Source organism: Caballeronia sp. LZ032, assembly GCF_031451315.1.
Classification (GTDB): Bacteria; Pseudomonadota; Gammaproteobacteria; order Burkholderiales; family Burkholderiaceae; genus Caballeronia.
Map to the genome: position 1 here is coordinate 1,692,339 of NZ_JARUXP010000001.1, position 13,318 is coordinate 1,705,656.

The following is a 13,318-nucleotide window of genomic DNA, read 5'->3' on the forward strand; positions in this document are numbered from 1 at the left end:
GACCCGCAACGAGTGCCGCGCGCGATGCCGGCGCGGCGCGCCCCGGCGGATGCGTACGGCTGACCAACTCCAAACTTTGCCTAAAATTTAGGCAGCGTCGTCATCGGCGGTTGCAACCATCGCATTGATTAGGTATTCGGTCAAGTCTTCGGCCGGCACGTTGACCTGCGCGTTCTTTTGACCGTCGGCGCTCTCCGCGCCCGAGCGGCGCAGCGGCTTCACGCCGATCAGACCCTGCGCCAGTTCGTCCTCGCCGAGCACCACGGCAAACGCCGCGCCGCTCGCATCGGCCTTCTTCATCTGCGACTTGAAGCTCGCGGACGCGCCGTCCGGGCTGCAGTGAAGGATCACGTCGAGGCCCGTGTCGCGCAGACGTTCGGCGACGATGAACGCCTGCTCCGCCGCCTGTTCGCCCTGATGTACGACGTACACGTCCGTGCCGTCGTCTTCCGGCACGAGCTGCTCTTCCTTCAGCAATTCGAGGATGCGCTCGACGCCCATTGCCCAGCCGCACGCGGCCGTCGGCTTGCCGCCGAGCTGCTCGATCAGCGGGTCATAGCGGCCGCCGCCCGCGACGGTGCCCTGTGCGCCGAGCTTGTCGGTGACCCATTCGAACACGGTCAGGTTGTAGTAATCGAGACCGCGCACGAGACGCGGATTGACCGTGAACGGAATGTTGTTCGCCTTGAGCAGACGCTGCACGCCGTCGAAATGCTTGCGCGATTCCTCGCCGAGGAAATCGACGAGCTTCGGCGCGTTCTGCGCGATCTCCTGCAACGCCGGATTCTTCGTGTCGAGCACGCGCAGCGGGTTCGTGTAGAGACGGCGCTTCGCCTCCTCGTCGAGGACGTCGACGTGCTGTTCGAGATAGGCGATCAGTTCCTTGCGATGCGCCGCGCGCTCGTCCGCCTGGCCGAGCGAGTTGAGCTCGAGGCGGATGCCGGTCAGCCCGAGGTCGTCCCACAGGCGCTGGCACATCATGATGATTTCGGCGTCCGTGTCCGGACCCGCGAAGCCGAGCGCTTCCACGCCGACCTGATGGAACTGCCGATAACGCCCGCGCTGCGGACGCTCGTGACGGAACATCGGGCCGATGTACCACAGGCGCTTCGGGCCGTCGTACAGCAGGTTGTGCTCGATGGACGCGCGCACGACCGCGGCGGTGTTTTCCGGGCGCATCGTCAGATGCTCGCCGTTGAGGGCGTCGGTGAAGCTGTACATCTCCTTCTCGACGATGTCCGTCACCTCGCCGATACCGCGCGTGAACAACTGCGTATGCTCGATGATCGGCGTGCGGATGTTCTGATAGCCGTATGCGCGCAGCATCGACTTGACGGTGGTTTCGAAGAAATCCCACAGCGCGGCATCCTGCGGGAGGATGTCGTTCATGCCCTTCACGCCCGTCAGTTTCTCGAGCCGCTTCTTCTGTTCAGTCATCTGTCTTTAGAGTGATGCCGTGGACGTCTCTTCGCGCGCGCCGGCCTTCTGGCCATACGTGCGCTCGACGTAGTCGCTGACGATTTGCTGGAATTCCTCGGCGATGCGCTCGCCGCGCAGCGTCTTCACCTTCACGCCGTCGACGAAGACGGGCGCCGCCGGATTCTCGCCCGAGCCCGGCAGGCTGATGCCGATGTTCGCGTGCTTCGATTCGCCCGGCCCGTTGACGATGCAGCCCATCACCGCGACGTGCATCTTCTCGACGCCGGCGTATTTCTCGCGCCAGTCGGGCATCGAGCGGCGCAGGTAGTTCTGGATCTGCGACGCGAGTTCCTGGAACAGCGTGCTGGTGGTGCGTCCGCAGCCGGGGCAGGCGATGACCATCGGCGTGAAGGAACGCAGGCCCATGGTCTGGAGGATTTCCTGGCCGACGACGACTTCGCCCGTGCGCGCGCCGCCCGGCTCGGGCGTCAGCGAAATGCGGATGGTGTCGCCGATGCCTTCCTGCAGCAGCACCGACAGCGCCGCCGTCGACGCGACGATGCCCTTCGAGCCCATGCCCGCCTCGGTCAGCCCGAGGTGCAGCGCGAAGCTGCAGCGCTGCGCGAGTTCACGATACACGGCGATCAGGTCCTGCACGCCGCTCACCTTGCACGACAGGATGATCTTGTCGCGGCCGAGGCCCAGTTCGACGGCGCGTTCCGCCGAGCCGATGGCCGACTGGATCAGCGCTTCGTACATCACGCTCTGGAGTTCCCAGGGCGTGGTGCGCGCGGCGTTCTCGTCCATCATGCGCGCGAGCAGGTCCTGGTCGAGGCTGCCCCAGTTCACGCCGATGCGCACCGGCTTGTCGTACTGGATCGCGGCTTCGATCATCTGTGCGAACTGCGTGTCGCGCTTGGCGCCCTGGCCGACGTTGCCCGGATTGATCCGGTATTTCGACAACGCTTCCGCGCACGCGGGATGATCGCGCAGCAGCAGATGGCCGTTGTAATGAAAGTCGCCGACGAGCGGCACGCTGACGCCCATCCGGTCCAGCTGGTCGCGCACGTGGGGCACGGCCGCGGCGGCTTCGGGCGTATTCACCGTGATGCGGACCAGCTCCGAACCCGCCTGCGCGAGTTCCTTGATCTGGATCGCGGTGCCGATGGCGTCGGCGGTGTCGGTATTGGTCATCGACTGCACGCGCACCGGCGAATCGCCGCCGATGGTGACCAGCTGGCCGCCCCAGCGCACGTCGACCGCGTGCGACGCGCGGCGCCGCAACGGACCGCCGAACACGGGTTCGGCCGAACAGATCTTGCTGCTGATCAGGGATTGAGCTTCGGATTGCATCGCATGACCCTTTGGAAACCTTGCCGCCCGTTGCGGCATCCGGTTACGTCTGTGGAACCTTGAACGGGCGGCGCGGCTTGCGTCGCGACGCCCCTGTTTCGTTTGTTGCTTGCGCTTGTTGCCTGCTTTTGTTGCGTGTGCGTGCTCAGGGCAATGAAAGACGCGCGACGTTGCCGCGCGCGGTGGCGTAGCGCTTGGCGTCGACGGGCTCGTCGTCCACCGACAGCGACTCCACCCCCTTCACGTTGCCGACGGTCACCTTGAATGGCGGCTCGCCCTGCACCCGCTGCGTGTTGCCGGCGCGCACGAGTCCGGAGTACAGCTCCTTCCCGTCCTTGCCGCGCACGCTGAACCAGCTGTCTTCCTTGACCTTCAGTTCGACCGCGCCCGAGCCGCTGCCGGCCACCGCCGGTGCGGAACTGGCCACGACCGCCGCGGGCGCTGCCGTCTTCGGCGCCGACGCAGCCTGATTGGCCTGGCCCTGCACCGCTGACAGCGCCGACGACGACGCCGGCAACGCGTTCGTGCCGAGCGGACGCGGCATCGGCTGCTCGCCGGGTGCGGCGGCGACTTCCGGCAGCGAGGCTTCGCCCGTGTTGGCGGCGGCGGCTTCGTCCGGCGTGGCTGCCGACGACGATGCCGCATGGTCCGCCGAATCCGCGCCCGCCGAGGCGCCGACGCCCGTGGCCGACTTGAGGCGCGCGAGCCAGTTGCTCGACTCGCCGCCGGTATGCCAGGTGACCAGCGCGGCGAGCACGACGAGGACGGCCAGAATGCCCCACATCCACGAGCGCTTGCGGCCTGTCGAATTGCCCAGCGGCACCGAGACGCGGCCGCGCGGCATGTCCGCGCCCGCCGAGACCGGCACTTTCAGATTTTGCCCGACCACGCCGGCGTCGCGCCGGAAAGCCTGCGTGAACGGCGCGGGATCGGCGCCAAGGATTTTCGCGTAGCTGCGCACGATGCCCGCCGCGAAGGTGCGGTCGGGCAAATGGCTGATGTCGCCGGCTTCGAGCGCGAGCAGTTTCGGTGTCGAGACCTTGAGGCGCGCGGACACGTCATCGATCGACCAGCCCTTCGCCTGCCTGAGCTGCGCGAGACGCGCGCCGACTGCCGGAATGGAGTCCAGCGCCCCCGCCTGGCCCGCATTCGATGCCGCGCCTTCCGCTCCGGGTTGTCCGTCGCGCGGATCATTGCGCTGCACGTCGGACGAACTGCCGGAATGGCTGCTGAAAGGCGTCGGATGTTGCGGCTCACTCATGCCAAATTCCTCGCATCGATTCTTTTATATAGCGCCGCGGTGATGTGCGTTTCGAAATACGTGAACGATACAACCCGGGCGTCATGGCAGACCGCTTTATAACAAAATGTTCGGCTTCGCGTGGTCCGGCGTCCGGTTTCGGCGCGCCGGCTTCGCGCCGCATCGGACACATCAGACAGCCCGTACCTCGATGACCTTGCCCTGCGCCCGGCTCGTGCGCTCCGCCAGCCGCGTCCGGTCCTGCACCGCGCCCGCGAGCTGGCCGCATGCCGCGTCGATGTCGTCGCCGCGCGTCTTGCGCACCGTCGTCACCACGCCGGCATCCATCAGGACCTGCGCGAAGCGCTTGATCTGCTCGTTCTTCGAACGCGTCAGACCCGACTCCGGGAATGGATTGAAGGGGATCAGGTTGAACTTGCACGGCACGTCGCGCGTGACGGCGAGCAGTTCACGGGCATGCGCTTCGGTGTCGTTGACGCCGTCGAGCATGCAGTATTCGAACGTGATGAAATCGCGCGGCGCCACCTTCAGATAACGCTGGCACGCGGCCATCAATTCGCGCAGCGGGTACTTCTTGTTCAGCGGGACCAGCATGTCGCGCAGCGGATCGTTCGGCGCATGCAGCGACACCGCGAGCGCCACCGGCAGGTCGGCCGCGAGCCGGTCCATCATCGGCACGACGCCCGAGGTGGACAGCGTCACGCGACGGCGCGACAGGCCGTAGGCGTTGTCGTCGAGCATCAGGCGCATGGCCGGCACGACGGCGTCGTAGTTCAGCATCGGCTCGCCCATACCCATCATCACGACGTTCGTGACGACACGCTCGCCCTTGCCCGGGCCGCCCACGTCACGGCCGAGCGACTTGCGCAGCGCGAATTCCGCCATGCGCAGCTGGCCGATGATTTCGCCGGTGGTGAGGTTGCGGGAAAAGCCCTGCTTGCCGGTGGAACAGAAACGGCAGTTGACCGCGCAGCCCGCCTGCGACGACACGCACAGCGTGCCGCGCGTTTCTTCGGGAATGAACACGGTTTCGACCGCGTTGCCATTGCCGACGTCGATCAGCCACTTGCGGGTGCCGTCGGCGGAAACGTGGTCTTGAATGATGTCGGGCATCGCCATGTTGGCGCGGCCCTTGAGTTTTTCGCGCAGCGATTTGGCCAGGTCCGTCATGCCGTCGAAGTCGTCGGCACCGTATTGATGGATCCAGCGCTGCAATTGCTTGGCGCGAAACGGCTTCTCGCCCAGGCTGTCGCAGTAGGCGACGAGTCCGGCGGCGTCGAGATCGAGAAGGTTGACGGTGTTGCTCGTCATGTCGAGATATGCCATTTCAGATTGCGAAGCCCGGGCGGCTTCTTCGAAGTTTGGCCCGGGACCGTTCGCGCCAGTTCCTGCGGTATTACGACTTCAGTGCGTCGCGGCGCGATGCCGCGCCCCTTGACCGGCGCGGCGACGTACGCAGCGATTAACGCGAGTAGACGTTCACTTCCGGGAAGAAGAAGGCGATTTCCTGACGCGCGGTTTCAGCGGCGTCCGAACCGTGCACGGCGTTCGCGTCGATGCTGTCGGCGAAGTCAGCGCGGATCGTGCCCTTGTCGGCCTTCTTCGGGTCCGTTGCGCCCATCAGGTCGCGGTTCTTGGCGATGGCGTTTTCGCCTTCGAGCGCCTGGATCATGACCGGGCCCGAAACCATGAACTCGACCAGATCCTTGAAGAACGGACGTGCAGCGTGCACGGCGTAGAACTTTTCCGCGTCGGCGCGCGACAGATGAACCATGCGCGACGCAATGATCTTGAGGCCCGCGTTTTCGAAACGGCTGTAGATCTGGCCGATAACGTTCTTTGCCACTGCGTCCGGCTTGATAATCGACAGGGTGCGCTCGATCGCCATGAAAAACTCCAAAAAATGAACGGTTTACGAATTAAAACGAATCGACAATTGTAGCACGAAGCAAGGTATGATTGCGATTGAAACCTTACGGCGCCGTAAGCATCAAACCCCGGACGGCCTGAACGGCGGCATTGCCCCGCCTTGGCCATCCGGGCTATTGAAATCGTTGCGCTGCGGGGCCATATTGGAGCGAAGCGCCGCATTGCAACAGGGGCATGGCAACCTCTGCCCCACGCCCGCAGCGCCGCGTCCTAATGCAGGTTTAAGTCCGCGCACCTTATCATTGGTGTATGACGGATGTGGCGGGAAACCGAATCACAGACAATTGGAGCAAGGAGAAACCATGAACGAATCCCCCTACGGCTTCGGCCGCAACGGCAGCATCACTTCGGTTGAGACGCGCAACCGGGTGCTGCGCAACACGTACTGGCTGCTCGCGCTCTCCATGGTGCCGACCGTGCTGGGCGCCTGGGTCGGCGTCGCAACGGGCTTCTCGCTGTTCGCGGCGTCCAGCCCGGCCATGAGCTTCATCGCGTTCCTGGCCATCGCCTTCGGTTTCATGTTCGCCATCGAGAAGACGAAGAACAGCGGCGTGGGCGTCGCGGTGCTGCTCGGGTTCACGTTCTTCATGGGTCTCATGCTCTCGCGCCTGCTGAGCTTCATCCTCGGTTTCTCGAACGGCCCGCAGCTGATCATGATGGCCTTCGGCGGCACCGGCGTGATCTTCGCCGCCATGGCGACCATCGCCACGGTCAGCAAGCGCGACTTCTCGGGCCTCGGCAAATTCCTGTTCATGGGCGTGATCGTCATCCTGCTGGCGGCCTTCGCGAACGTGTTCCTGCAATTGCCCGCGCTGATGATGACCATCTCGGTGCTCGCCATCGTGATCTTCTCGGCGTACATGCTGTTCGACGTGCAGCGCGTGGTGAACGGCGGCGAGACCAACTACATCAGCGCCACGCTCGCGATCTATCTCGATCTGTACAACGTGTTCACGAACCTGCTGGCGCTGCTCGGCATCTTCGGCGGCAACCGCAACTGATCGGCTAGCGGCGATACAAGGAAAAACGGCCTGCGATTCAAATTCGCAGGCCGTTTTTTTACGTCTGAGCGAATCGCTCAATCAGTCCCGCTCGAACAACGCGATCGATTCGACGTGCGACGTATGCGGGAACATGTTCACCACCCCCGCGCCCTTCATCCGGTAGCCGCCTTCGTGCACGAGCAGGCCGGCATCGCGCGCGAGTGTCGCCGGATTGCACGACACATAAACAATGCGCTTGGGCAACGGCCCGTCGCCGCTCTGCGCGATGTCCGCGAGCGCCTTCGACACCGCCAGGGCACCTTCACGCGGCGGATCGATCAGGAACTTGTCGAAGTGGCCGAGCGCGCGCAGGTCCTCGGCGGTGACTTCGAACAGGTTGCGGCACGCGAACGAAGTATGGCCGTCGACGCCATTCGCCTTCGCATTCTCGAGCGCGCGCGTGGTCAGCGCCTCGCTGCCTTCGATGCCCACCACTTCCCGCGACACCCGCGCCAGCGGCAGCGTGAAATTGCCGATGCCGCAGAACAGGTCGAGCACCCGGTCCGAGCGCGCCGGCGCCAGCAGCGACAGCGCCCGCGCCACCAGCACGCGATTGATCTGGTGATTCACCTGCGTGAAGTCGGTCGGCTTGAACGGCATGCGGATCGCGAACTCCGGCAGCGTGTACGCCAGTTCCTGATCGAGCGGATAGAACGGCACCACCGTGTCCGGGCCTTTGGGCTGGAGCCACCACTGGACGCCGTGCTCGTCGGCGAAGGTGCGCAGCAGCACTTCGTCGGCCTCGGTCAGCGGCTCGAGAATGCGCAGCACCAGCGCCGTGACATCCGTGCCCACCGCCAGCTCGATCTGCGGCATGCGATCGCGGATCGACAGCGACGCCACCAGGTGACGCAGCGGCACGAGCATCGCGGAGACGTGCGGCGGCAGCACTTCGCAGCTCGTCATGTCGGCGACATAGCTGCTCTTGCGTTCATGGAAACCGACCAGCACGCCGCCCTTCTTCTCGACGTGCCGCACGGTCAGGCGCGCGCGATAGCGATAACCCCACGAAGGTCCGTGGATCGGCCGGAACATGGTTTCCGCGCGCAGTTTCGACAGGTGTTCGAGATTGTCCTCGAGGACGCGCTGCTTGACGGCGATCTGCGCGCGCACATCGAGATGCTGCATCGAGCAGCCGCCGCAGATGCCGAAGAACGTGCATTTCGGCCGCGTGCGGATCACGCTTTCGCGCAACACCTTGATCACCTGCGCCTGCTCGAAGCTGGGCTTCTTGCGGTAGCTCGAATAGCTCACCCGTTCGCCCGGCAGCGCGCCTTCGACAAAGATCACCTTGCCCGGCTCGCCGTCCTCGGTCACGGTGCGGCCGACGCCGCGCGCTTCCGCGTCGAGCGAAACGATCTCGATCTCGGGCGCGACGAAGTTCGGATCGGGGGTGACGGATTTCGCCGGCGCGGCGCGGCGGCGATGCGAAGTTTTTCGAGCGGTTTCAGACACCTGCGTACTTCCTGACTGAACGAGTGAGCAAAGGCGGGATTGTAGACGAACGCCGCGCGCTCACTTCGCAAACGCCGCCAGATATTCCTGCCAGTGCGGCGACGTCTCCTTCGCGAGCGCGGCTTTCACGAGGCCGATTTCGTCCGCATACTCGTCCGCCGTCAGGCCGCCGCGCATCAGCTGGAAGCGGCAGTACATCAGGTAGGTATTGACGACGTCGGTCTCGCAGTAGTTGCGGATGTCCTCGATCTGCCCGTCACAGTACGCATCCCACACCTTGCCGCCGTCCATGCCGAGCTTGCCGGGGAAACCACACAGCTTCGCGAGCGCGTCGAGCGGCGCGTTGGCGCGCGCCTGATACATCGCGAGCACGTCCATCAGGTCGGTGTGCCGTGCGTGATAGCGGCTGATGTAGTTGTTGAACTTGAATTCCCGGTCGTCCTGGCCCAGGTCCCAATAACGCGGCGCCGCGATGCCATGCACCAGCGCCCGGTAATGGAGCACCGGCAGGTCGAAACCGCCGCCGTTCCACGACACGAGCTGCGGCGTGTACTTCTCGATCACGCGATAGAACGACTGGATCAGCGCGGCCTCGCCGTCGTCGGTCGTGCCGAGCGAGCGCACGCGAAAGCCGTGGTCGTCGCGAAACACGCAGGAGATGGCGGCCACGCGCTGCAGATGATGCGGCAGGAAGTCGTTGCCGACGCGCTCGCGACGCGCTTCGAACGCATGTTCGGCGACTTCGCGGTCGGACAGGTCGTCGGGCAGGTCTTCGAGGCGGCGAATGCCGTCGACATCGGGGATCGTCTCGATGTCGAATACGAGAATCGGTGTCATTGAATCCTGGAACGCGGCGCCCCTTGGACGCCGCCTTGAGCGTTAAAGCACGGCGTCCTTGCGAACGCCGTTGGAAGCGAAAAAGCGCTTGAGCCGCACGAGCGCCTCTTGCTGGATCTGGCGCACGCGTTCGCGCGTCAGGCCCATTTCGTCGGCGAGCTCTTCGAGCGTCGCGGGCTCGATATGGTTGAGCCCGAAGCGCCTTTCTATCACATGACGATGCTTGTCGGACAGCCGCGACAGCCATAGCCGCGTCAGCGATTCGAGTTCGCGGTGCTGCACTTCGGCATCCGGCGACTGGCTCTGGTCGTCCGACAGCAAGTCCAGCAGGCTGCTGCCCGGATCGAGGTCGAGCGGTGCGTCGAGCGACGCGGTGTGTTCGTTGAGCGCGAGGATATCGGTGACTTCCTCGGGCGTCTTGCCGGTGAGGTAGGCGATGTCGTCGATGCTCGCGTCGCGGCGTTCCGGCGCGACCGCATCGTTCGAATTGGCCGAATTCCTCTCCAGATGACGTTTCGCGCGCAGCACCTGGTTCAGTTCGCGGATCACGTGCACCGGCAGACGCACCGTGCGCGCCTGATTCATGATCGCGCGTTCGATACTCTGGCGGATCCACCAGGTGGCATAGGTCGAAAAGCGAAAACCGCGTGTCGGGTCGAATTTCTCGATGGCGTGCATCAAACCCAGATTGCCTTCCTCGATCAGATCGAGCAGCGGCACGCCGCGATTCAGATAACCCTTTGCAATACTCACGACGAGCCGCAAGTTGCGCTCGATCATGACTTGCCGCGCGTCGAATTCACCGGCCTTGGCGAGACGCGAATAGCGCTGCTCTTCTTCCACGGTGAGCAGCGGCTTCACGCTGATGCGATTCAGATAATGCTGAATGGTGTCGGCCGTGAGTTCGGCCTGCATCAGCGAGCGGAAGTCGTCGGGGTCGGGCGCGGAATCGTTTGCGCCCTCGGCCGCTTCTTCGCCGCGCTTGCCGCGGCTCGAGCCTTCTTCCTCGGAATCGGATTCTGAGTCGACTTCGACGTCGACATTGTCGGCGTCGTCGTCAGTATTCGAAGCACCGTCTTCCACCGACACTTGCAAAGGTCGGCTGATCGTCTCAGTCTCGGCTTGCGGCAGGCGGCGCTTCGTTTTTGGCATGATGATTTCGCTCTATTGCGGCGGCAAATACTTCAGTGGGTCAACAGGTTTACCCTGCCGGCGAACTTCGAAATGCAACATCACGCGATCCGAATCGCTGTTCCCCATCTCAGCGATTTTCTGCCCTTTAGTGACCGCGTCTCCCTCTTTTACCATCAAAGCGCGGTTATGTGCATACGCGGTGAGAAAAGTTGCATCGTGCTTGATGATAATGAGGTTGCCGTAGCCGCGCAGCCCATTTCCGGAATACACCACCCGGCCATCCGCCGACGCATTGACCGGATCGCCCGCCGCGCCGCCGATGTTCAAGCCCTTGTTGCTCGCCTCGCTGAACGTGTTGAGGATCGGGCCCCGCGCCGGCCAGATGAAGGCCGGCTGACCCGCCGGCGCCGTCGCGCCCGCATCGGCGCCCGGAACGCCCGGCGTCGAGCCTGCCAGCGCACCCGCGGCCGTACCTGCTGCCGCCCCCGGCGCCGCGCCCATGCCCGAATTCGGACCGTAGTACGGCGGCTGCGCCGTGGCACCCGGCTGGGGCGTCGTGGCATAGCTGTTGGCGCCGTTGAGCGGCTGGGCCTGCACGCCGCCGCCGGTGATCGGCGCGGTCGCTACACCCGGCGTCGCGGCGGCGAGATTCGCGCCCGGCGGCGCCACGCGCACCAGCTGGCCGACTTCGATCTGGTTCGGGTTGGTCAGGTTGTTCCACGTCGCGATGTCGTGATAATTCTGACCGTTTTCGAGTGCGATCCGATATAGGGTGTCGCCCGGCTTCACACGGTAGAAGCCCGGCGGCGGCGGACCGTTGTCCGGCGTCTGCGCCGCCGTCGTGCTGAGGGGCGCGCCCGTTTTGTCGACGACCGGCGCCATGTCCATGCGTGTCGAACACGCCGCCAGCACGGACAACGCCAGCACGCATACGCCGCGCTGCGCCGCGCTCACGCGTTGGTCTGCCGTTCCTTCTCGCAAAGCACGCAAGATACTCATCGGTGTCAAATCACTCCGGATTTTAAGGGTACAAAGAAAACGCGATCGAGCTGCTCTTCTCGCCATTGTGTGGCCGAGACGCGGGTGACGAGCGTCAGCACCTGCGACTGCGCGGCCTGCGATCCGACGGGCGCGACGAGCCTGCCGCCCACCGCCAGTTGATCGAGCAAGGCCTGGGGCACATCGAGGCCCGCGCAGGCGATCACGATGGCGTCGAACGGCGCGGCGGCGGCGAGTCCCAGCCGGCCGTCGCCGTAATGCAGCCGGATGTTCGGCACGCGCAGCGGCCGCAGATTGAGCTTGGCACGCTCGGACAGCGGACGCACGCGCTCGATCGAATACACCTCCGCCGCCACCTGCGACAGCACCGCCGCCTGATAGCCGCAGCCCGTGCCGATTTCCAGCACCTTGCTCAGGCTGCGTCCGGTCGCGACGAGTTCGATCATGCGCGCGACGACCGACGGCTTCGAAATAGTCTGGTGATGACCGATGGGCAGCGCGGCGTCTTCATACGCCTGCGCGGCAAGGCCGGGATCGACGAACATGTGGCGCGGCACCACGGCCATCGCGTTGAGCACGCGCGGGTCGGTCACGCCGTTCGCGCGCAGCCGTTCGACCATGCGCGCCCGCACCCGTTCCGACGTGAGCGTCTGCGTGCTGGCCAGCGCGACGTTGGGCGCGCCTTTCTTCGTGCCCGGCGACGCGGCGTTCAGGTCGCGGCCGGATGCGCGCGGCGCGTGTGCTCCATGTGCCGCGTGGGCCGCGTGGTGCGTGTGTGCCGCCGGATGCGTCTTCGCCGCGCTCCGCCCCGCGCCCGTTGCAGACGGCGCACCGCCACGCGCGGGAAACACCGACGTGGCCGGCTTCGCGGACGCTGCTGCCGTCGCGGGGTTTTTCATCGTCGCGTTCGCGGTGCGCGCGGGCGCCGGCTTCGGCTGTGCGGCGGGCTTGAGCGTGGCCGGCTTGGGCGTGGCGGCGGGTTTCGCACGCGCATCGGCGGCGCGGCTCGCGGGCTTGCGCGGCTCGCGAACCAGATCCGCGAGCGCCAGCGGAAAGCGCTTGGCGCGCTCGTCGCTCATGTGCGGCCGCTCCCGGCACGCGCCCATTCGCGCGTCTCGGCCAGGAGTTTCGTATGCGTGAGATCGAGTTGCAGCGGCGTGATGGACACGAAGCCATTCGCCACCGCGTGGAAATCGGTGCCTTCACTGGCGTCGAGCGCGTCGCCCGACGGACCGATCCAGTAGATCGGATTGCCGCGCGGATCTTCCTGGCGGATGACCGGCTGCGACGGATGGCGCTTGCCGAGCCGAGTGACCTTCCATTCGCCGAGCTGATCGTACGGCAGGCTCGGGATGTTCACGTTGAGCAGCGGATGGCCGGGCATCGGATGCTCGAGAAAATGCGCGACAATCTCCGCCGCCACCCGCGCCGCGTCTTCGAGATGCAGCCAGTCGCGGCCGACCAGCGAGAACGCAATGGCCGGAATGCCGAACATGAAGCCTTCGGTGGCGGCGGCGACCGTGCCGGAATACAGCGTGTCCTCGCCGACGTTCTGCCCGTTGTTGATGCCCGACACCACCAGGTCCGGCTGCTGCTCGAGCATGCCGGTCAGCGCGATATGCACCGAATCAGTGGGCGTTCCGTTGACGAAATTGAAACCGTTGGGCGCCTGATGGATGCTCAGGGGCCGCGACAGCGTCAGCGAGTTGGACGAGCCGCTGCAGTTCTGCTCCGGCGCCATCACGGTGACTTCGCCGAGCGGCTGCAACACGTCGTGCAGCACGTTGATGCCGCGCGCCAGATAACCGTCGTCGTTGCTGAGTAGGATTCGCATCCGGCGATTGTAACCGAGGAACCCTGGCGCGACGACGCCCTCCGGACTCGCTCC

At 65.2% G+C, this 13,318-nt stretch carries 12 protein-coding genes; 1 reads left to right on the forward strand and 11 read right to left on the reverse strand.

All coding sequences use genetic code 11. The features are described from left to right. Positions 1–87: 87 nt before the first annotated feature. From hisS to ndk, 5 genes are all read right to left on the reverse strand, one after another. Positions 88–1,437 (reverse strand): histidine--tRNA ligase, encoded by a 1,350-nt coding sequence (hisS, locus tag QCE69_RS07895; RefSeq protein ID WP_309808494.1) that lies wholly within the window; start codon positions 1,435–1,437, stop codon positions 88–90. Positions 1,438–1,443: 6 nt separating this feature from the next. Beyond that, a complete protein-coding gene (gene ispG / locus QCE69_RS07900; RefSeq protein ID WP_309916578.1) occupies positions 1,444–2,772 on the reverse strand; it encodes a flavodoxin-dependent (E)-4-hydroxy-3-methylbut-2-enyl-diphosphate synthase in 1,329 nt (442 codons plus the stop codon). A 145-nt stretch (positions 2,773–2,917) separates the two neighbouring features. After that, positions 2,918–4,033: a RodZ domain-containing protein gene (locus QCE69_RS07905; protein ID WP_309930223.1), complete on the reverse strand. Its 1,116-nt coding sequence runs from the start codon at positions 4,031–4,033 to the stop codon at positions 2,918–2,920. 171 nt (positions 4,034–4,204) lie between these two features. Continuing rightward, positions 4,205–5,344 (reverse strand): 23S rRNA (adenine(2503)-C(2))-methyltransferase RlmN, encoded by a 1,140-nt coding sequence (gene rlmN, locus QCE69_RS07910; RefSeq protein ID WP_309808498.1) that lies wholly within the window; start codon positions 5,342–5,344, stop codon positions 4,205–4,207. A 151-nt stretch (positions 5,345–5,495) separates the two neighbouring features. Continuing rightward, on the reverse strand, positions 5,496–5,921 hold the full coding sequence (gene ndk, locus QCE69_RS07915; protein WP_309808499.1) for a nucleoside-diphosphate kinase: 426 nt from the start codon (positions 5,919–5,921) through the stop codon (positions 5,496–5,498). A 343-nt stretch (positions 5,922–6,264) separates the two neighbouring features. Here ndk and QCE69_RS07920 point away from each other — a divergent pair, with 343 nt between their 5' ends. Continuing rightward, positions 6,265–6,963, forward strand: coding sequence for a Bax inhibitor-1/YccA family protein (locus tag QCE69_RS07920; RefSeq protein WP_309808500.1), 699 nt, complete (start codon positions 6,265–6,267; stop codon positions 6,961–6,963). 81 nt (positions 6,964–7,044) lie between these two features. Here QCE69_RS07920 and rlmD read toward each other — a convergent pair whose 3' ends face one another. The 6 genes from rlmD to surE are packed head-to-tail and all read right to left on the reverse strand — an operon-like array spanning position 7,045 to position 13,264. Continuing rightward, positions 7,045–8,460, reverse strand: coding sequence for a 23S rRNA (uracil(1939)-C(5))-methyltransferase RlmD (gene rlmD, locus QCE69_RS07925; protein WP_309930225.1), 1,416 nt, complete (start codon positions 8,458–8,460; stop codon positions 7,045–7,047). 60 nt (positions 8,461–8,520) lie between these two features. Further along, positions 8,521–9,297 carry a 3'-5' exonuclease gene (locus QCE69_RS07930; protein ID WP_309916586.1) on the reverse strand — a complete coding sequence of 259 codons (777 nt, stop codon included), beginning with the start codon at positions 9,295–9,297 and terminating at the stop codon, positions 8,521–8,523. Between the two features lie 42 nt (positions 9,298–9,339). Continuing rightward, positions 9,340–10,449 carry an RNA polymerase sigma factor RpoS gene (gene rpoS, locus QCE69_RS07935; protein WP_309916589.1) on the reverse strand — a complete coding sequence of 370 codons (1,110 nt, stop codon included), beginning with the start codon at positions 10,447–10,449 and terminating at the stop codon, positions 9,340–9,342. 12 nt (positions 10,450–10,461) lie between these two features. Continuing rightward, a complete protein-coding gene (locus QCE69_RS07940; RefSeq protein WP_309931597.1) occupies positions 10,462–11,430 on the reverse strand; it encodes a peptidoglycan DD-metalloendopeptidase family protein in 969 nt (322 codons plus the stop codon). Positions 11,431–11,435: 5 nt separating this feature from the next. Then, positions 11,436–12,536 (reverse strand): protein-L-isoaspartate(D-aspartate) O-methyltransferase, encoded by a 1,101-nt coding sequence (locus QCE69_RS07945; RefSeq protein WP_404987308.1) that lies wholly within the window; start codon positions 12,534–12,536, stop codon positions 11,436–11,438. After that, positions 12,506–13,264 (reverse strand): 5'/3'-nucleotidase SurE, encoded by a 759-nt coding sequence (gene surE / locus QCE69_RS07950; RefSeq protein WP_309916596.1) that lies wholly within the window; start codon positions 13,262–13,264, stop codon positions 12,506–12,508. The genes QCE69_RS07945 and surE overlap by 31 nt, the downstream gene beginning before the upstream one ends. Between the last annotated feature and the right edge of the window lie 54 nt (positions 13,265–13,318).

Coding starts and splice junctions, on each gene's coding strand:
- surE (WP_309916596.1), bottom strand. CDS start 13,264: ATGCGAATCCTACTCAGCAACGACGACGGTTATCTGGCGCGCGGCATC.
- QCE69_RS07905 (WP_309930223.1), bottom strand. CDS start 4,033: ATGAGTGAGCCGCAACATCCGACGCCTTTCAGCAGCCATTCCGGCAGT.
- rpoS (WP_309916589.1), bottom strand. CDS start 10,449: ATGCCAAAAACGAAGCGCCGCCTGCCGCAAGCCGAGACTGAGACGATC.
- hisS (WP_309808494.1), bottom strand. CDS start 1,437: ATGACTGAACAGAAGAAGCGGCTCGAGAAACTGACGGGCGTGAAGGGC.
- QCE69_RS07920 (WP_309808500.1), top strand. CDS start 6,265: ATGAACGAATCCCCCTACGGCTTCGGCCGCAACGGCAGCATCACTTCG.
- QCE69_RS07940 (WP_309931597.1), bottom strand. CDS start 11,430: ATGAGTATCTTGCGTGCTTTGCGAGAAGGAACGGCAGACCAACGCGTG.
- QCE69_RS07930 (WP_309916586.1), bottom strand. CDS start 9,297: ATGACACCGATTCTCGTATTCGACATCGAGACGATCCCCGATGTCGAC.
- ispG (WP_309916578.1), bottom strand. CDS start 2,772: ATGCAATCCGAAGCTCAATCCCTGATCAGCAGCAAGATCTGTTCGGCC.
- QCE69_RS07945 (WP_404987308.1), bottom strand. CDS start 12,536: ATGGGCGCGTGCCGGGAGCGGCCGCACATGAGCGACGAGCGCGCCAAG.
- ndk (WP_309808499.1), bottom strand. CDS start 5,921: ATGGCGATCGAGCGCACCCTGTCGATTATCAAGCCGGACGCAGTGGCA.
- rlmN (WP_309808498.1), bottom strand. CDS start 5,344: ATGACGAGCAACACCGTCAACCTTCTCGATCTCGACGCCGCCGGACTC.